This is a genomic window from Bombilactobacillus sp. ESL1187 (assembly GCF_058107155.1).
The window spans coordinates 1,582,127-1,600,854 of sequence record NZ_JBYLTZ010000001.1 but is presented as its reverse complement, the minus strand read 5'-3'; the positions used below and the strand labels follow the sequence as shown (position 1 = coordinate 1,600,854).

The 18,728-nt window shown below is 36.7% G+C and carries 20 protein-coding genes; 1 reads left to right on the top strand and 19 read right to left on the bottom strand.

Translation table 11 applies throughout. The annotated features are described in order from the left end of the window. Nucleotides 1-50: 50 nt before the first annotated feature. Nucleotides 51-686 (top strand): glycerol-3-phosphate 1-O-acyltransferase PlsY, encoded by a 636-nt coding sequence (plsY, locus tag AC3B5B_RS07515; RefSeq protein WP_489769763.1) that lies wholly within the window; start codon nt 51-53, stop codon nt 684-686. 208 nt (nt 687-894) lie between these two features. Here the strand turns inward: plsY and AC3B5B_RS07510 are convergent, their stop codons facing one another. From AC3B5B_RS07510 to hslV, 19 genes are all read right to left on the bottom strand, one after another. Continuing rightward, nucleotides 895-1,584 carry a methionine ABC transporter permease gene (locus AC3B5B_RS07510; RefSeq protein ID WP_489757947.1) on the bottom strand — a complete coding sequence of 230 codons (690 nt, stop codon included), beginning with the start codon at nt 1,582-1,584 and terminating at the stop codon, nt 895-897. Continuing rightward, a complete protein-coding gene (locus AC3B5B_RS07505; RefSeq protein ID WP_489769762.1) occupies nt 1,584-2,645 on the bottom strand; it encodes a methionine ABC transporter ATP-binding protein in 1,062 nt (353 codons plus the stop codon). Before AC3B5B_RS07505 ends, AC3B5B_RS07510 begins: the two co-directional genes overlap by 1 nt. 7 nt (nt 2,646-2,652) lie before the next feature. Then, nucleotides 2,653-3,981, bottom strand: coding sequence for a M20/M25/M40 family metallo-hydrolase (locus tag AC3B5B_RS07500; RefSeq protein WP_489769761.1), 1,329 nt, complete (start codon nt 3,979-3,981; stop codon nt 2,653-2,655). Nucleotides 3,982-4,009: 28 nt separating this feature from the next. After that, nucleotides 4,010-4,837: a MetQ/NlpA family ABC transporter substrate-binding protein gene (locus AC3B5B_RS07495; RefSeq protein ID WP_489757944.1), complete on the bottom strand. Its 828-nt coding sequence runs from the start codon at nt 4,835-4,837 to the stop codon at nt 4,010-4,012. Between the two features lie 455 nt (nt 4,838-5,292). Continuing rightward, complete coding sequence (locus AC3B5B_RS07490) at nt 5,293-5,934, bottom strand: TetR/AcrR family transcriptional regulator (protein WP_489769859.1); 642 nt, start codon at nt 5,932-5,934, stop codon at nt 5,293-5,295. A 67-nt stretch (nt 5,935-6,001) separates the two neighbouring features. Continuing rightward, nucleotides 6,002-7,819, bottom strand: a complete 1,818-nt coding sequence (locus tag AC3B5B_RS07485) for an MFS transporter (protein ID WP_489769760.1) — start codon at nt 7,817-7,819, stop codon at nt 6,002-6,004. Further along, nucleotides 7,819-8,769 (bottom strand): ABC transporter permease, encoded by a 951-nt coding sequence (locus AC3B5B_RS07480; protein ID WP_489757942.1) that lies wholly within the window; start codon nt 8,767-8,769, stop codon nt 7,819-7,821. Before AC3B5B_RS07480 ends, AC3B5B_RS07485 begins: the two co-directional genes overlap by 1 nt. A 4-nt stretch (nt 8,770-8,773) precedes the next feature. Next, the gene (locus AC3B5B_RS07475; RefSeq protein WP_489769759.1) at nt 8,774-9,514 is read right to left on the bottom strand and encodes an ABC transporter permease; all 741 of its coding nucleotides are present in this window, start codon (nt 9,512-9,514) and stop codon (nt 8,774-8,776) included. Nucleotides 9,515-9,527: 13 nt separating this feature from the next. Beyond that, nucleotides 9,528-10,277, bottom strand: a complete 750-nt coding sequence (locus tag AC3B5B_RS07470) for an ABC transporter ATP-binding protein (RefSeq protein ID WP_489769758.1) — start codon at nt 10,275-10,277, stop codon at nt 9,528-9,530. Nucleotides 10,278-10,461: 184 nt separating this feature from the next. Then, a complete protein-coding gene (locus tag AC3B5B_RS07465; protein ID WP_489769757.1) occupies nt 10,462-11,478 on the bottom strand; it encodes a choloylglycine hydrolase family protein in 1,017 nt (338 codons plus the stop codon). A 190-nt stretch (nt 11,479-11,668) separates the two neighbouring features. After that, a complete protein-coding gene (locus tag AC3B5B_RS07460) occupies nt 11,669-12,499 on the bottom strand; it encodes an exodeoxyribonuclease III (protein ID WP_489769756.1) in 831 nt (276 codons plus the stop codon). Between the two features lie 138 nt (nt 12,500-12,637). Then, the gene (locus AC3B5B_RS07455; RefSeq protein ID WP_489769755.1) at nt 12,638-13,003 is read right to left on the bottom strand and encodes a hypothetical protein; all 366 of its coding nucleotides are present in this window, start codon (nt 13,001-13,003) and stop codon (nt 12,638-12,640) included. Nucleotides 13,004-13,193: 190 nt separating this feature from the next. Next, a complete protein-coding gene (locus AC3B5B_RS07450) occupies nt 13,194-13,871 on the bottom strand; it encodes a type 1 glutamine amidotransferase (RefSeq protein WP_489769754.1) in 678 nt (225 codons plus the stop codon). A 66-nt stretch (nt 13,872-13,937) separates the two neighbouring features. Next, on the bottom strand, nt 13,938-14,609 hold the full coding sequence (locus AC3B5B_RS07445; protein WP_489769753.1) for a hypothetical protein: 672 nt from the start codon (nt 14,607-14,609) through the stop codon (nt 13,938-13,940). Continuing rightward, on the bottom strand, nt 14,602-15,045 hold the full coding sequence (locus AC3B5B_RS07440; RefSeq protein ID WP_489769752.1) for a RusA family crossover junction endodeoxyribonuclease: 444 nt from the start codon (nt 15,043-15,045) through the stop codon (nt 14,602-14,604). Before AC3B5B_RS07440 ends, AC3B5B_RS07445 begins: the two co-directional genes overlap by 8 nt. Before the next feature lie 21 nt (nt 15,046-15,066). Then, nucleotides 15,067-15,558, bottom strand: a complete 492-nt coding sequence (locus AC3B5B_RS07435; protein ID WP_489769751.1) for a hypothetical protein — start codon at nt 15,556-15,558, stop codon at nt 15,067-15,069. A gap of 163 nt (nt 15,559-15,721) precedes the next feature. Then, nucleotides 15,722-16,582 carry an aldose 1-epimerase family protein gene (locus tag AC3B5B_RS07430; RefSeq protein WP_489769750.1) on the bottom strand — a complete coding sequence of 287 codons (861 nt, stop codon included), beginning with the start codon at nt 16,580-16,582 and terminating at the stop codon, nt 15,722-15,724. A gap of 8 nt (nt 16,583-16,590) precedes the next feature. After that, on the bottom strand, nt 16,591-18,003 hold the full coding sequence (gene hslU, locus AC3B5B_RS07425) for an ATP-dependent protease ATPase subunit HslU (protein ID WP_489769749.1): 1,413 nt from the start codon (nt 18,001-18,003) through the stop codon (nt 16,591-16,593). 9 nt (nt 18,004-18,012) lie between these two features. Beyond that, nucleotides 18,013-18,537, bottom strand: a complete 525-nt coding sequence (gene hslV, locus AC3B5B_RS07420; RefSeq protein ID WP_489757931.1) for an ATP-dependent protease subunit HslV — start codon at nt 18,535-18,537, stop codon at nt 18,013-18,015. Nucleotides 18,538-18,728: the final 191 nt, after the last annotated feature.

Genomic DNA, 18,728 nt, shown 5'->3' with positions numbered 1-18,728 from the left:
ACAGCTTTTATTTCGGCATTATTATTCATTATCCAACGGAGGTTTTACACTTGTTCTTAAAGGTCATAATCTGTTTTATTTTAGCATATTTAGTGGGCTCATTTCCGTCAGCTTATGTGCTAGGAAAAGTTTTTTTTCATCAAGATATTAGAGACAGTGGTAGTGGTAATATCGGTACTACCAATACGTTTCGGGTCTTTGGCGTCTTGCCAGGAATTACCGTTCTAGTATTAGACATTTTCAAAGGCACACTGGGCGCCAGTTTACCTGTCTTCTTTCACGTTCCTGGTAAACAATGGATGATTGTCGTGGGCTTAGCTGCAGTTATCGGACACTGCTATTCTATTTTTATGCATTTTACTGGCGGTAAAGCAGTCGCTACAGCTTCAGGCATTTTACTAGCTTATAACCCACCCTTATTCGGCGTAGCTTTTAGTTTATTCGCCATTATCGTCTTAATAAGTAGTACTGTCAGTTTAGCCAGTTTGATTTCTCTACCCGTCTTAACCATTTTAATTTGGCGCACCCATGACCCTTATTTCTTATTTGCAGCTGTTTTAGTGACCATCGTCGTCTACGTGCGGCACTGGCCGAATATTAAACGGCTCATGCATCATGATGAAAATCTCGTCCACATCGGCTTAGTTTATTATTTACAAAAGCACCAGCAAAAAAAGACCAGATAAAATTCAGCAAAATATATTTTAACCAAAATTTGCGTTAATTCAATCTTTATTTTTGTTCGAACACATGTTCGTGCAAGGATATTATATCATATTTTAGATTTTGGCTACACTCTAAAAGAAGAACTTAAAGTTAATTCAACCTTAAGTCCTTCTTTTTTAATTACACTAATTATTATTAAAAATATAAAATTACTGGGGATCCTCAACATTAATGTTGGAGTTTTCGGGTAAAGTAATCACCAATCGCTTGGACGATAAATACTAAAATTAAAATCAAAACTAAAGAAACTAACGTCACATCATTTTGAAAACGTTGATAGCCAACAGCAATGGCCATATTACCTAAACCACCACCGCCAATAGCACCCGCCATCGCTGTTAAGCCAATTAAACTAATCATGGTTAAGGTGGCCGAACGAATCAACTCGGGTAAACCTTCTTTTAAATAAACCCGGTAAATAATTTCCCAAGGTGAACTGCCCATCGCTTGTGCCGCTTCAATAACTCCCGGATCAACATCAACCAACGCTAATTGAACTTGACGAGCAAAAAAAGGCGACGTACCGACAATTAAGGGCACTAAAGCACCTGTTGGGCCAATGGTTTGCCCGACGATTAATTTTGTGAATGGTCCAATCACTGCTAGTAGAACTACAAAAGGAATCGAACGAAACAAATTAACCAACTTATCTAAACAGTAATAAAATTTCTTATGCGGTAAAATTCCGTTGTCAGCAGTCACAACTAACGTTAAGCCTAATATTAAACCAAAGACGCCGGAAAACACGGCACTAATAAAAGTCATATATAAAGTTTGATAGATTGCAACAACAAAGCCATTATCGCCTGACCAGTTAGCGACCACATTGGGTAACCAGGTTTGTAAAAATGCATGCATTATTGTTCCTCCTCCTTGGGCAAGGTAATGGTTTTAACCGTGACCTGCAATTGTTTTAAATACGCTAAAGCGGCAGCAATATCGGCTGCTGAACCATTCAACTCTAAGAGCATAATTCCCACAGTGGTTCCCTGCAATTGTTCAATATTGCTAAACAAGATATTAGCTTCCACACCAAAGCGCTTATAAAGCTCAACGACAATCGGATCATTCGTTACTTCACCAAAATAATCTAATTCAATCAAGGAATTGGTTGAAGCTTTAAGTAGCCGTTGACTTTGAATTTCCTGGAGTACGGGGCCTAATTGCGTTGCTGAATCGACAAACTTTTGTGTTAAAGGCTGTTGTGGCCGCCCAAAAATCTGTAACACGCTTCCCTGCTCAATCAATTCTCCTTGATCCATGACAGCGACATGATTACAAATTTGTTTGATAGCTTCCATTTCGTGCGTAATCACCACAATCGTAATCTTGAGTTTTTGATTTAACGATTTTAATAAATTTAAAATTTCAGTCGTAGTTTCTGGATCTAAAGCACTCGTTGCTTCATCCGAAATTAAAATTTGGGGATCGTTCGCTAAGGCGCGGGCAATCGCTACTCGCTGCTTTTGACCACCAGACAATTGCGCGGGATAAGCGCTCGCTTTGTCTGCTAATCCAACTAATTCTAACAACTGATTAACTTTAGTTTGCCGTTCTTGTTTGGTCGCCTTAGTGTTCAGTAATGGAAATTCCACATTGCCAAACACCGTTCTGGAAGCCATCAAGTTAAAATGTTGAAAAATCATGCCAATTTTTTGACGTGCTAGGCGTAAAGCTTTCGGTTTATAGCTCAAAAGATCATGCCCATTCACAAAAACTTCACCGCCAGTTGGTCGCTGCAATAAATTAATCACACGGACTAACGTACTTTTACCTGCACCGGAGTAGCCCATAATGCCAAACACATCACCACGTTCAACTTCTAAAGAAACGTGTTTCACAGCTTGAATGGTTTGTTCTTTGTTCTGAAATGTCACAGAAATATCTTTTAATTTAATAATTGGGGTTTGCTCGTCCATAATTGTCCTACAACTTGTCTAAAAATTGATTAAAAAATTCAATAAACTGTAAATAATCGGCAATCCGAATATTCTCATTAGGAGCATGAGGTCCCGAATGACTATAACCGACTCCACAATCAATAATCGGCGCCTGCGTGTAATGATTAATTAGATACATGGGCCCAGTACCGGCACTAGAAGGTAAGGCCACCACTTGATTTTCACCATAAACCGCTTTGGCGGTGGCAAGCAACTGTTCCACTAATGGATTTTGTAAATCCCAACGATAACCGCGTTCTCCCAAAAGATAAGTGACTGCAATATCTGCAAAGCCTTGTTCTTTCAGATAAGCGCTCAATTGCTGAAAGATTCGTTGAGGATCTTGGTTCGGCACCAAGCGAAATTCTAACTTAGCTTGGGCCGTGCAGGGCGTTACCGTTTTAACACCTTGGCCTTGCCACCCACTTTTGAAACCTTCAATATTAATGGTCGGTGCAAAAGTTAAATTATAATTAACGCTCGGATTTTTTAACAAGGGTAATTTTAAATCCCATTTCTGAGCAAGATCAGGAGTTGGTGCTTGGGCCACTAATTCTTGTTCCACTGCACTGGGAGCCACAACATCATCATAAAAGCCTGGCACTTTGATTGTCCCATCAGCTGCCCGTAAAGCATTTAAAGCAGCCACCAAGCGCCACGTGGCACTATCAGCCACAGCAGCTAATGATGAATGTAAATCACTAGCCGCGGAGTTAGCCGTTAATTCAAAACACAAAACTCCTTTGTTACCACCCTCAATACTAAACTGCTCATGATCATTCTTACTACCGGATTCCCATAAAACCAGATCCGCCGCTAATAAATCATGATACTTGTCTAAATAAGCAGCTAAATGTTCACTGGCAACTTCCTCTTCACCTTCCACTAAAAACTTAACATTGCACGGCCAATCACCATTTTCTTGGCGATACAACTTTAATGCAGTAATGCGGCTGATCAAATCACCTTTACAATCGGCTACACCACGGCCAAATAGTTGTTGATCAGTAATTTTTAATTCAAAAGGATCAGATTGCCATAATTCTAGCGGTTCCTCCGGTTGAACATCGTAGTGATTGTAAATTAAGATAGTCGTAGAACTCGGTTTTTGAGGCGTAATCTGGGCAAAAACTAATGGTGCTGGATAATCAGTCAACACTTGCACTTGAGCTGATAATTGTTCTTCAAATAATTTTTTTAAAAAATTGGCTGTTTGCACTTGAGCCTGTTTTTTCGCAGAAACTGACGGTAACGCTATATAATCAGCTAACTGTTGCAATGAATCTTGAATCAATTGGTCTTGTAATTGCACCATAAAAATCGTCCTTTCTCATCTGATGATTTTAAAATTTAACTTTCCAAGCAGCAACAGCATTCGGACCATAAACCTTATGAACTTCTTTTAAGACTGCTTCACTTTGATAAGCTTTCACAATTTTTTGATACGTAGCATTATGCCGATCTTTCTTATTAGCAACAATCACGTTAATCCATGGCCGTGACTGTTTCGAAACTTTTTCCCGATAAATCAATTTCTTTTGACTCAATTTGGCGGCACTAGCCACATTACCATTGACTACCGCAATATCAACATCACTTAATGAATGCGCCGTCTGAGCAGCATCTAAAATTTGAAACTTCAAATGATGCGCATTGCTTACTACATTTTTGGTCGATGGCAACTGTGAACCGGTCGTTTTTAATTTAATCAATCCAGCAGCCTCTAGTAATTGCAAAGCCCGAGCTTCATTAGAACTATCATTGGGAATAGCGACTTTGGCACCGTCACTTAATTGACTCAATTTGGTTAACTTATTTGAGTAAATAGCCATTGGCTGAATCATCGTTTTACCAATTGCTACTAAATCACTATGATGCGCTTTATTCCAATTCTTTAAAAAATATTGATGTTGAAATGCATTAATATTTAATTCATTTTGTAATAAGGCCGTATTGGGCTGATTATAATCCGAAAATTCCACAATTTTTAAATTAATATTATCCTTTTTTACTTTTTTCTGAACAATCTTCCAAATTGGTGTATCGGCGTTATTAATTCCAACTTTGACAGTTTGTTCCTTGCTTTGTTGGCCACAACCAGCTACCAAGAAGAATAACGCTGCCACACCGCTCACTAATAAATACTTAATAATTTTTTGCCATTTTTTCATCATCAACACCCCATTAATTTTAATTTGAATTATAAAAACAAATAAAAAAAGTCGCTTCTCAAATCTCCTTACGAAGATTTATTAGAAGCGACTTTCGCCACGGTACCATTCTATTTTGGGTATGCAAAGATACTCAACTCAACAACATACAAAACATCTATATGCGTGTACAATAAAGAGTACCAACCATTGCCACCTTATTCCAAAAGAACTCAGTGCACCAATCACGGGTCATTTTCATTAGCTAACGGGCTTCCTTCTCAACTACTGGAAGTTTCTGTACGCGTTAGAACTAATTACTTCCCCCGATCAACTTGTTTTTATATTCATTGGTAGAATCATATAATTATTTTAATTAAATGTCAACTAAAAAATTAAAAAAGATTAATAGTCATTACAGTTATTAATTGATAAAGCTTAAACATTATCGTTAACCTTAAATAACTAAACAAGCTTTATTTCCAACCTTTTAAAATAGCCTGAATCCCCATCAAAAATTGATCATCTGCTGTCAATCGATGTTCATTTTCCTGCAGAGGTTGCATAAATTTCTTGAAGGCAACTGATTTGGTTTGAAACTTTTCTAATGCAGCCACATCAAGATTAGTATTTTCTTGACCAATGCATTCACCCCAAACAAAGCCTACTGTGTAAAAAGTCAATGAATTAATCAAAAAAACCGTCGTTGAATTAATTTGTAAGCCTGCTTTGACAAAATTAGTCAAAATTGGAACAACTAAGGCAAATTCTTTATCGGTTACAATTGGACTAGTTGAAATCAACGGTAAAATATTAGGATGTTGCGTTAATACTTTACGTAAATGCAACATTAAATCAGTCAGCTGATTTTGCCAGGTTAGCTTTTTATCCAATTTAACTTTCAAGACATCTTGCCAAATTTTCTCAACTAGATTATCAAACAAAACCTTTTGATTAGGGAAATAGCGATAAACTGCCATAGCAGATACTCCTAATTCAGTACCTAACTTACGCATTGTAAACTTTTCCAAACTTTCTCGATCAATCAATTCTAGAGCTACTTGCAAAATATATACGTCACTTAAAGTCTCTTTAGTTGGTCTTGTAACCACTTTAATTAGTTCCTTTCTTACAAACTAAATTAAAGCAAATATACCGCAAATAATTATTCTTAGCAAAGAAATCTTATCCTTTATTTCGGTCTGTCCACCAAGTAATTGGTGAACAAAGTAATACGATAATAGCATCTAATAAATAAGTTTTACTAAAGGCTTTAGTCAATTGGCGATTCTTTTGACGTTTGATATCTTTCATCACTAACTTCAATTCTTGTTTTTGGGCTAATAATTGCGTACCTGTTAACAATTTCTTCTGTGCATCAGCTAAGGAATTAACACCACTGGCTAATGGTTGAATAACTCCAGCATCCGGATTATTGGTTTTAGTTGCCAAAGTATTAACTTGCGTCAAACTAACGTTTAACCGCTTAGTCCCCTTAATCATTTGTTTTTGAGCTCGATATAATTGTCCCAGTGAACTATTCTGCTTTGGTATCGGCAAATTGCTTGTCTTTTTTGCTGCTTTAGCGACTTTCTTTTGAAGTCCTGTAGTGCTGGTTTTTATATTTTTGCCACTAGAATTAGTTTTAAAAACATTTCTAATTTCGTTTTTAGCCACCTCCTTAACTTGTGGTGACAAACGATGAGCTTGAATAATTTGTATCGAATTATCTTTAATATCATTTTTTGAATTCATGACATTATTATTCAAAACCGTCACTAACAAAGCGACCCCTAAACAAGTACCAATTTGGCGCATAGCATTTACAATTCCTGAACCTACACCAGTTTTTTCTTTTGGCAAGTATTTCACCGAGGCAACTAACGAAACTGAAGAAAAACCGAAACCAAAACCATTCACAATCAAGAATACGATAATAATAGCGGTTGGTGTATTGGTTTTTACTAACGATAACAGCCCTAAGCTACAAGCTATGAGAATTAAACCCATAAATGTGATAATTTTAGCTCCCATTGCATCCAAGATCTTGGTACCTAAAGGCATCGCAACAACCACCGTTAAAGAAATAGGAATAATAATGATTGCAGCATGTAAAGGTGTGTAGTTCAAAACGTCTTGCAAGAAGTAGTTAATGATTAACATTGGGCAAACCAATGAAAAACCAGTAACAAAGTAAACTAAACTAGAAGCTGTTAAAGTCTTTTCTTTTAGTAAATTCAATTCCAACAAAGGCGAAGCAACTTTCTTTTCGATGAAATAAAAGACAAACAAAGCCAAAATACCTACTGCGATACAAGTAATAATGACTGGTGAAGTCCAACCATATTGGCGGCCTTCCAACATTCCAAAGACGATACCGCCTAAAGAAATGGACAAGGCCAGCATTCCTAGCCAATCAACACCACCAACTAAGGTTTCATCATAAGATTCACCAATAAATAAAATAATAATAATAAAAGCCAAAATTGCCAATGGAACATTAATACCAAATACCCAACGCCAAGAACTGTATTGTAAAATAATCCCCCCAATTGCCGGTCCTGCAGCAGCGGCTAGGGCAGTAATAGCGCCAACTACACTAGAAATTTTTGAAGTATTTTCTTTACCAAATATTTCAATACCCATCGGTAAAACGATCGGAGTAATAATTGCACCACCAATTCCTTGGAAAAAACGGAAAACAATCAAGGTCAGTAATGAAGGGGCAAACATACAAGCAGCTGAAAAGCTACCAAATAGTAATAGTCCAATCAACATGACCTTTTTGCGGCCATAGCGATCGGCTAATTTTGAACCGGTTATCATAAATACAGCTAAAGCTAAGGTATAAATGGTTGTCACCCAGCTAGTATTGTTTAAACTGGCCTTAAATTGGTTCATGATCTTAGGTAAAGCAATATTGATAATCGTACTATCCAGCGTTCCCATAAACATGGCAATCGTTAAGCCAATGAAACTAATAATTCGTTTTGCACCTGTCATTATTCTTCCATCCTCCTTTTTTGCATGCTAAAAGCAATTACCATAAACAAAACGCTATAAGCTAAGAGACATGCTGCTGCAGCAACCAAATGTTTACTGCCATCTAAATATTTACCTAAATCAGCAATATAATGCTGAGGAAAAAAATCTTGTATTACTGATTGGATAGAATATTTTTTAATAGTAAAAACAGCACCTGATAATAGTAATGTTATCGATGTAATCATTGTTCCTACGCTAAGTGCTCCCTCATTATTAGTAACTAAAGTAGCTAACATCAGGCCAAATGAAGCAGCAAAAAGATTAATTAAACCATTGATTACAAATAGTGTTACTGATAATTTAATTTTAAATATAGGTAAGACAATGGCTAGACATACTGTACTTACCGCAAATAAGACTAAAAAAATAAAAAGCCAATTTTGTATGATATATGAAAAAATGGTTGTCCCACTTAAAAAAATGCGTTTATCCATTTGATCGCGATCATCAAAATAAAATTTAGTTAAAACTATCGCTAACATCATCGTGCTTAGACCCAAAATATTACATAAAATCTTGAAATTATGTGTGGTATGTTTGGCTTGTTTTCGAACTGCATTCCGGTTTAAAAAAGCATTAAGCTTAGCTTTTAATGTAGTATTACGAATTGTTGTCACATGATAATCACCGTTTTGATTTTTAGTGATATAAGCATCATATTTACCTAAAAGTAAATTTCGATAATAATCTTTATTCTTAGTTACCTTACTAAAATGAATCTTGTCAGTACTTGGATTAGATGACAGTACTTCAATTGCGCTGGGACCAACACCTATTTCAGCAGTTGGAGCTTTCATCTTCACAAAATAAGTTGAAGCTACTGTCATGACTAATAACACAAGAATCGTTAGCACGCCATAGCTTTTTTCATGCAAAAAACGTAAAAAATTATTTTTAAAAATTAGCATTCTATTACTCCTTAAACTTTTCTGGTCTATACAAACAATGAATGATTAATAAGAAGATACTTGAACAAATTAATAAAATTCCAATTGTACTAACTAACTGTCTTAAATCATGATCATAAATTAAACCAAAAAAACTATTCGTAACTTGAGCAATTGGTGACCAATTAGCTATCTGAGCAATCTTTTTACCAAAAATTGTCATTGGAAAAAATAGCCCCGATATAACTGCTAAAACATTAATTAAAATATTTAACAATTTTATTGCCAAATCTTCTTTTTTAACCAGTACACAAAATGCTCCTCCTAAGGTAATTGAAAAAATAACAAGTGCCAAATCCAATAACAATAAATACTTAATTTCTCGACCACCGAAGTTAACCAAACCTGTGATATTGAACAAAACTAGATAAACTGCCAAGATTAAATAAGAAACAGCAGTGGCAACAATTAGCTTAGATAGATAAACTTTACAGCGAGCAATTGGTGTGTAAATAATTCTCCGGTTTGCCAACTTGACCTGACTTCCAAATAACATTTCTGGCAAAATAATGACCGTTGCCATCGATAAATAAATTATCATTGTTACACCATAATAGTCATAAGCTGACAATACATCACCGCTAAACATACTATTACAGACAAAACCCATTAAAATTATTAATAACGGTGGATAAACAATCAGATAAACCATAATGGGCTTGTTATTAAGTAAACTTCTCAAATCCTGCAACATTATTGTTAACATTTTTTATTCCTTTCTAGTCTCGCAATTTTTTGCCCGTTAATTGCAAAAAAATATTTTCCAAACTTTGCGGATTCATTTCAGTGTCAGCATAATTGTGTAAAATATGCTGCAAAGTATCATTGAGTAAAACATTGCCACCATCCATGATCATAATGCGATCACAAAGTTGTTGGACTTCTTCCATATAGTGCGTAGTATAAATAATTGTTGCACCGGTAGCCCTCATCTCTTTAATGGCAGTCAAAATATGATTCCGCGATTGTGGATCAATACCAACTGTTGGTTCATCAAAAATAAGCAATTCGGGTTCATGGGCAATTGCACAAGCAATATTTAACCGCCGTTTCATTCCGCCAGAAAAGGTTTTCGGTTTATCAGCTTTTCGCTCCAGTAGTCCCACCTTAGTTAAGGCACTTAATACTTTTTTATCTAACAATTTTCTTTTAACACCATACAGCGATGCAAAAAATTTAACATTCTCATAAGCTGATAAATCCTCATAAATAGCAATTTCTTGCGGAACAATACCTAAACGTTTTTTGATTTCTTTTGAACTTAAATTTTTGTTATCAAAATAAACAATTGAACCTTCATCTGCCTCCAGTAAAGTAGCAATAATATTAATAGTTGTACTTTTTCCTGCACCATTAGGACCTAGAAAACCTAAAATTTCTCCCTTTTTCACTGTAAAACTTAAATCAGTTAAAGCCTTTTTATTGTTCTTATAAATCTTTGATATGTGACTTACTTGTAAAATATTCATTTTCTCTCCTTTTTGTTTACTTTGTAATCTTAATTTACATTGTAAACAATAATGCAGAAGAATCTATTTGTCAAATATTATTCGAATATTTTTATCGCGGAACATTAATCATTTACAAATAAATTTGTATACAAAAAAAGTGTCAATGAATACCTCATCAACACTCAATCTGTAATAATTATCACTATTTCGCACGTACAGCTTTAAATTCATGATTAATTGGTAAATTAATCTTGTCTGTTAAATTAGTTGGTAAAGTAAATTGCGTTAACGTTGGTGTGTCTTCAGGTTGTAAATATAACGTTTGCCGTTTGACATCATAACCAATCCAATAACCGGTATAATCACTGTTCGTACTACCTTCATGAACGTGTTCAATCCCCTTAGGAATCATGACGGTTTTAAATAAATTGTATAACTGCGTAATTCCTTGCTCCGAAGTAAATGGATCTAAAAAATTGGCCAAGTAAGTGCCCCGAACAAATCTAGAAGGAGCCGTATAATCACCTGGCAAGCCTAGTAACCCTGAGCCACTTTCAATTTGATTAACTTGCAATTTATCTGATAATTTGTTTTGGCCCAAATTATGATTGGTTAATTGTAAATAATTTCGTAAATTATCTACATGCCACGAATATTCCGGACTATTGGTCATCACACCAATTCCATCATAAATCTTAAAAGCCCCGTTCTTCACAGGTTCCAAAATTACACTGGCGCCACTGGGGTCACTGAACGTGTAGTGCATCGGCACGGGACCAGTAATTCCAGTTTGAGCCTGTTCCCAAGCTGGATATTGACTTTGTAATAAGCCCACGGTTTGAAAAGCGGTTTTAATTTCCGCCACACTACCAAAGTGACTTAACACGTACGCCACAATTTCTTCACCAATTAACGGTTTAAGACCTCGTTGTTGCAAACTGGCAGCACTCGCCCAACTACACTCTTCTAAATATTGGGCATCACCGACTACCCCCGCACTATTCATGCCATCATAGAAGAATAATGAGTTATTCATGCTAATACCCATAAAAGCATAATTACTAGCCCAAGTTTCCGTTAACCCTGTTAATTGGCTACCTTTTGGATAAGCGGTGATTTGTGAATTAACACTCGCTTTAAACGGATCAAACGTAAAATCCATCGTTCGGCCCCAAAAAACGTCACCGTTAGTTGCTTGAATACTAATATTGGTACACATATGATCATTCCCTTCTATTTTGCCGTTAGGTAGTGAATTGAACCTAACTTGCCTTTACATATAAGATACATTGTAACTCAATTTTTAAAATTTATAATCATTGGACCAAACAAAATTAAACCTTGCAATAGCTCCGACTATAAATGAATCTGGATAAAGTTGAACCAATAATTGCTGACCCAGCACCCGATTACAGACAAAAATCCGTTTTCATAGTCAATTCAATGGGGGCGTGGTCTTGCCGCTGTTTGGTATCAATCACTTGAAAATCAGCCAATTGATCATCTAATTGTTGTGAGGTCAAATAATAATCAATACGCCAGCCGGAATTATTAATCTTCGAAGTTTTGGACATTTGTGCCCACCATGTATAAACATCATGCACTTGGGGATTTAAATAGCGAAAAGTATCAGTAAAACCCGCAGCTAGTAATTCGCCAAATTTAGCACGCTCCTCATCAGTAAAACCCGCATGATGATGATTAGCTTGAGGATTTTTTAAATCAATTGCCTGATGGGCTACATTGTAATCACCAGAAGTAATGACTGGCTTTTGGCGCGCCAATTGTTGCAGATATTGACGATAATCATCATCCCAACTTTGACGGTCAGCTAAACGAGCCAATTGACTGCCTGAATTTGGCGTATAAACGGTCGAAACAAAACTATGTTCAAACTCTAAGGTAATAATTCGTCCTTCTTGATCCATTTCCCCTGGAGCCCCAATTTGGGGATAATCAACTGCTATGGGTTGCTCTTTACTCAACATCATGGTACCAGCATAACTCACCCGCCCCGTGCTCGAACGCGTATAAATTTGATAATCCGGAAATAATTCTTGCAAAGCTCGCTTTTGCTTAGGCGTCAAACCCGTCGGCTTCAATTTAGTTTCTTGAATGGCCAACACAGTTGGTTGGATTGCTGCTAAATGTTGTAACACCTCCCAAGTCATTAAGCCACGTTTGGATTGATGCGTGACAGCTGCATTAATACTATCAATATTCCAAGAAATAAATTTCATAGGACACTCCTTTGGTCATCTTTGATTTAATTGTAGACCATTGAAGATTGAATAGACAATTTATTGTGAAGTTAACTAAAAAATGCTCAGCAATCTTTGGCGATTGCTTGAGCATCATTATGATCTTCTCAGTGTTTATTACTTACTAGGTATTTTGGCAATTAATTGTTTGACGTCCGTTAATTTTGTTTGATAATCAGTGTCTTGTTCCGCTGGTAAATTCTTAATGGCTCGTAGAATTTCTTGTCCTGACAACAAAACCTTTTCCGTGGTAGCATCATCATTACTGATAAAAGAAATTGTCAAAAACAATTCTAAATTTTTGGTAGCATCTTCTTCATGAGCCAGTGCCTGATCAGCTAAACGTCTAATCCCCAAACAAATATTGCGCCGTTTTCTTTTGGTATTTTTCCGATCAGTATAATATGGCAACAATAATGCCACACAGACAGCTAAAAATTCAGAAATAGCAGCTAACCACTCTGATATTGGTCCAATTTCCATAAGTTAGATCTCCCCACAAATAAAATTCATTAATAACATTAAGATAATTTTTCATCCAACAAGCACATTTAGTTCAACAATTAGTCAATGAAGCGGTTTTTTCTGAAAGTACTGATGGATTTGTCTGTAACTTAAAATTATTAATCGTTTTTTAGTATAAAACTTAATAATTCGATAAGCAAGACGAATTCTAGCTTGTCGGTGACTGCGTCAAATAATTTAAAATGCGATATAACGCTTGTCTATTAGCCGCAGGAACGGGCTGAGCCATAATCTCAGCTGCTGACTGTTTTAACACAGAGTCTGTTAAATAAGGATAATCATTAACCACTATTTCATGGACATTACTAGTCGTAGGCTCTAAATGAAACTGAAAACCCGCCACAAAATCTTGCCATAAAAAGCCTTGATTCGTTAAATGATGATTGGAAAATAACAATTGCGCTTTCGGTGGCAAGGTAAACATCTCTTCATGCCAATGTAATACGGATAATTGTGCGGGTAAGTTAGTGATGGCGGTACTTTGACGCCAAACATTCCCCCACCCCACTTCTTTGACAGGTGCTGTTAAGACAGAACCACCTAATACTTTAGCAATTTGCTGCGCACCAAAACAAATGCCTAACATCGGAACGCGCTTAGTAATTAAATCCGCAATCAATTGCCGCTCTTGTAAAATCCAAGGTAATTGATCATTAGGACTCATAGGCCCACCTAAAATAATCAATAAATCCGTCGTCTCAGCTGACGGCAAATGACCAAATTGATAGGGATGATAAATATAGACTTCATAGTGCTGCTCCGCTAACCAATCGGCAATCATGCCCGGCCCTTCATTAGGTGTATGCTGCAAAATATTAGCCCGCATAATAATCACTCTCCATAATTTAATACTGCTTAATTCTCAATATATCACACTAGTGACAATGGACAATTACTGATGTTCACCGGCCCGATGTCCATGATAATTACGCGGATGACCACCAGCCTGAACATAATGCTGTTGATAATAATTCTTCAAAGCCGTAATTTGCTGCGAATAATTAGTCCACGCGTGTTGACACCCTGTATACTGAGCTTGATTAACCAAAACTCGCCGCAAACGTGTGAGCGCCTGGTAAACCGGTTTGACATATACTAAAACCTGGTAGCCTCGTTTAATATACAAATTACGTTGTCTAATCTGATGAATTTGTTTAATGATTGCTGTGCCATCAGGATATTTTGGAATAACTAATTGTTGTAAGCGCTGAATTAATATTACTAAATTAGGTTGAGAATGAACAAACGATTCCCGCATAACTTGTTTTAATAAGCGCTTTTGAGCTGCCACAGTCAGATTTTGATAATCACGATAATGATTAAACCCCCGCTTTTGCCAACGCTTAATCTTAGAATCAATAACTTTAAACTCGGCTGACGCCAATTGTTTAGATAACTTGGTCTGACATTGTCTTAGGTTTTTTTGAACCTGCCGCACTAATTGCTGTTCTAGTAATTGCTGTTCTTGGCGCCGTTGCAGTTGTTTTAAAAAGGGAACGAATAAAGGTTTTAACTGGCGGTAACCTGTCAACAAATGCAAAATTTTATCGTTATTATTAATCATCCTGTTCAATTCCTATTAATTTAATTTCCGTGCGCGGATAGAACTTTTCATTTAACTTTAACGCCTTAACGCCAACGATTCGGCTATCTCGCACCTTCAACCCCTTAAAAATGCTATCAAAAATTGCTTTTTGTAAATTATCAATATCCGGCGCCGTCTTCCGCATTAAACTCCGTACTTGCTTTTGATTTTTCGGAATAGCTAGGTAAAACATCACTTCTACCAAAATGCCATATGGAGCATTGACAACCTGTTCAAAGTCCTTATTATACAAATCGTGATCTTGCAGATATTGCTGCACGGTCTGCATATAATCAAAATAGTGACTCGGATAATAAGTAATTGTATGATGTTGACCATTACTAGTAATTTGTTTAAAACGTGGCCTCGGCGTTGCCATGGGTGGATAAGGGATAATTGCTTGCCATTCACTCATTTCTCTTTTCTAACCTCATACTTAATTTGTCACTGATTGTCGATAATCTAAATAACGTTGTTGTTTAGCCTTTGACCAAGTAGCCAACTGTTGCTGAGCAGCTTGTTGCTCCTGCAAGTCGCCAGAACTCAAGCGTAGGATTTTGGCAAAGTCTAATTGTTCCGTAGATAAGCCCCAGCCTTCTTTGCGTAAAGCATGATTTAATGATTTTTCTTGTTGCGACAAATCAACTGTTTGCGCCTTTTTTGGTCCCTCACGTTTTTTTGCTTGATAAGTTGCATAATCTTCATTAGCAATCTGAATCAAGATTTGTATCTCACTTAAAGTAAATAGTTCTTCAATGGTTGCATCTTGAGCTTTGATTTTTTTAATATAACGTAACAGCGTACTTTTGCTGAGATCAGTTTGCCTAACAATTTGTGCCCGATTAGCGCCTTCAATGAGCCAAGAGCATAATTTTTTTTGCGTAGTTGCACTGACCTTGATCTGCGCAATTTTCTGAGGCTTATACATCAGAATTAATAATCCTTTCTTTGATGATTAGTATCTCTTTTTATTATGAGCATCTCGCACTTAAATGCAACCCAAAGACCACTTTTCTGAATCATAAAAAGCACTTGGTAAAAAACGGTCAATACCTATCTTTTTACCAAGTGCTTTAACTAGCTATCTTATTTTAATAATAAAACCGCATACTCCAACTAGCATTAAAGATTTGCTGTGGTTGTAACAGATTAATGCCAAATTTATGTTCTAATTGACCATCACTATTAACAGTATCTGCCACTCCCCACCAAGGTTCCAGGCAAACAAAATCAGCTGTCTTAGGATAAGCAGACCAAACCCCAATATAAGGTGCATCAGTCGTCAAACTAATTTGCCAATTATCATTAGCCCATAGCTCAAAAGCATTGCGCCCTCGATTATGATAAACATAAGCGTCGTGAGCAAAACTATCTTCATTAAGTGGCATCATCGCCTTGGGCACCCAGGTATGATTAGTATCAAGCAAATGGTCTTCTGTAAAATCAATTCTACGTAGTCGCTCTGGATGTTGCAAAACCAACTTGGCTCCCGGAGCCCGATAATTAAACATAAAGCCCGGATGACCACCAATTGAAAAGTACATCGGGTGCGAACTCAAATTTTTCAAACTATAACAAACTTGAATTTGATCACCCACTAGTTGATACCCCACATACAGCGAAAAACTAAAGGGGTAATTGGACTCTTCTTGACCAACTTTTTTGGTTAATCCTAACTCCAATAAAGTCGGTTCTTGCGTCATTACGGTAAATTCTTGGTCACGAGCAAAACCGTGTTGTTTCATTGAATAAGTTTGACCCTGATAACGATAAGTATCATTTTTTAGTCGGCCAACAATAGGGAACAAGATCGGCGCATGTCGTCCCCAAATTGCTGGATCACCATTCCACATCCGTTGCGTCTGCGTTGGATCCTGGACGCTGACTACTTGGGCTCCCAAACTATCAACTTGAACAGTTAACTTTGTGTTTTGTAACGTGACAACAGCCATTAGTCCTCCTATAAGATATACTTAGTTAAATCACTATTATTAGCAATCTTGCCAACTTTATCTTCTACATATTCCTGCGTAATCATGATTTCACCCATCTGCATATCGGGTGCCTCATACATAATATCAGCCAAGACATTTTCCAAAATAGTTGCTAAACGACGAGCTCCAATGTTTTGATTTTCATGATTAACCTGATAAGCTAACCGCGCAATTGTTTCAATCGCTTCTTGCGTAAAGGTTAACTTAATGCCATCACTACCTACCAAAGCAATATACTGTTTAACCAAAGCATTATCTGGAGCTGTCAAAATTCGAACAAAATCTGCTTCCGTCAAATCATCTAATTCGACGCGAATTGGAAAACGTCCTTGTAATTCAGCAATTAAATCACTCGGTTTACTTTCAGCAAAAGCCCCAGAGCCAATAAACAAAATGTGATCCGTTTGAACGCTACCATATTTAGTATTGACACTAGAACCTTCAACAATTGGCAAAATATCACGTTGAACACCCTCACGGGAAACTTCACCTGATGTTTTCTTATTACCAGCCGTAATTTTATCAATTTCATCAATAAAGACGATTCCGTCATTTTCAGCACGCTGAATGGCAGCTTGATAAATCACATCGGAATCTACCAGCTTAGCTGATTCTTGTTCAATCAAAATCTCCCGTGCTTGACTAACTGGTAAGGTTCGCTTAATGGTTTTCTTAGGAATTAACGAGTCCATTGCGCCGTTTAAATCAATCCCCATTTGTCCCATCATATCATTCATCGGATTGATTTTTTTACTTTCCGATACTTCAATCGTTACTTCTTGATCTTCAAGTAAACCACGATCTAATTGTTCTTTCACGCTTAAACGTTGATCTCGAACTTCATCCGTGATTTCCTCATTATTATTAGCAGCTTGTGGTGTTTCTCCACGTGTCATCGCATTAAACGCCGACATGAGATCTTGTAAATTATTCATATTGGGTTGAACTGCCTGTGTTTTTTTACCCGGCACTAATAATTTAACTAAAATCTTATCAGCTTGTCGACTAGCTTGTGAACGAACCTCACGATATTTTTGTTTTTCTTCCATTTTGACCGCAACATCGACCAAATCACGAATCATCGACTCAACATCGCGACCAACATAGCCCACTTCGGTAAACTTAGTAGCCTCTACTTTGACAAAAGGTGCTTGCACCACATCCGCCAAGCGGCGTGCAATTTCGGTTTTACCAACTCCCGTTGGTCCAATCATTAAGAGATTCTTGGGTGTAATATCTTTTTGCATACTTTGCGATAATTGCATCCGCCGATAACGATTATATAAAGCAATGGCGACGGATTTTTTAGCTTGATCTTGACCAACAATATATTTGTCTAAAGCTTTAACAATCTGTTTGGGTGTCATTTGTTCTGGCATTGTTCTCTCCTAAATTTGATCCGTTAAAATACTCTTATTAGTGAAGATATCAATATCTGAGGCAATATTAATAGCTTCATGAGCAATTTCTTGAGCGGTCATGTCTGGACTGTGGCGAATCATAGCAATGGCGGCAGCTTGGGCAAAATTACCACCTGAGCCAATAGCAATTACATCCTCATCAGGTTCAATCACTTCACCATTACCCGAAATTAGTAATAAATCCTCTTGATTAAAAGCAATCATCATTGCCTCTAATTTTTGCAAAGTCGGATCTTTACGCCAATCTTGAGCTAATTCCACTGCGGAACGCTTTAAATTTCCAGCATAGCTTTGCAACTTCTTTTCAAACCAATCTTCTAGAGTAAAAGCGTCAGCCACACCGCCGGCAAAACCAATAATTACTTGATCATTAAAAATCCGCCGCACTTTATGTGCGGAAGCTTTCATAACGGTTTTTTCGCCAGCAGTAACTTGCCCATCTCCAGCAATTGCAATTTGGTTGTGATGTCTGACTGCACAAATTGTTGTCATAATTTACCTCAATTATATTTCATTATTCTTAATATTTTAGATTTTGTGAATTGTATTGGTTCTAAACTTTTGAAAATAAATTTAACTTACTAAGCTGATTTGCTAACTTAGTAGCGGTTTATCTTGCTTCCAGACCTTATATCTCAGTAGTCTCAAAATTTTAGTTTTCGAACTTTAAGCTTAAAAACCAC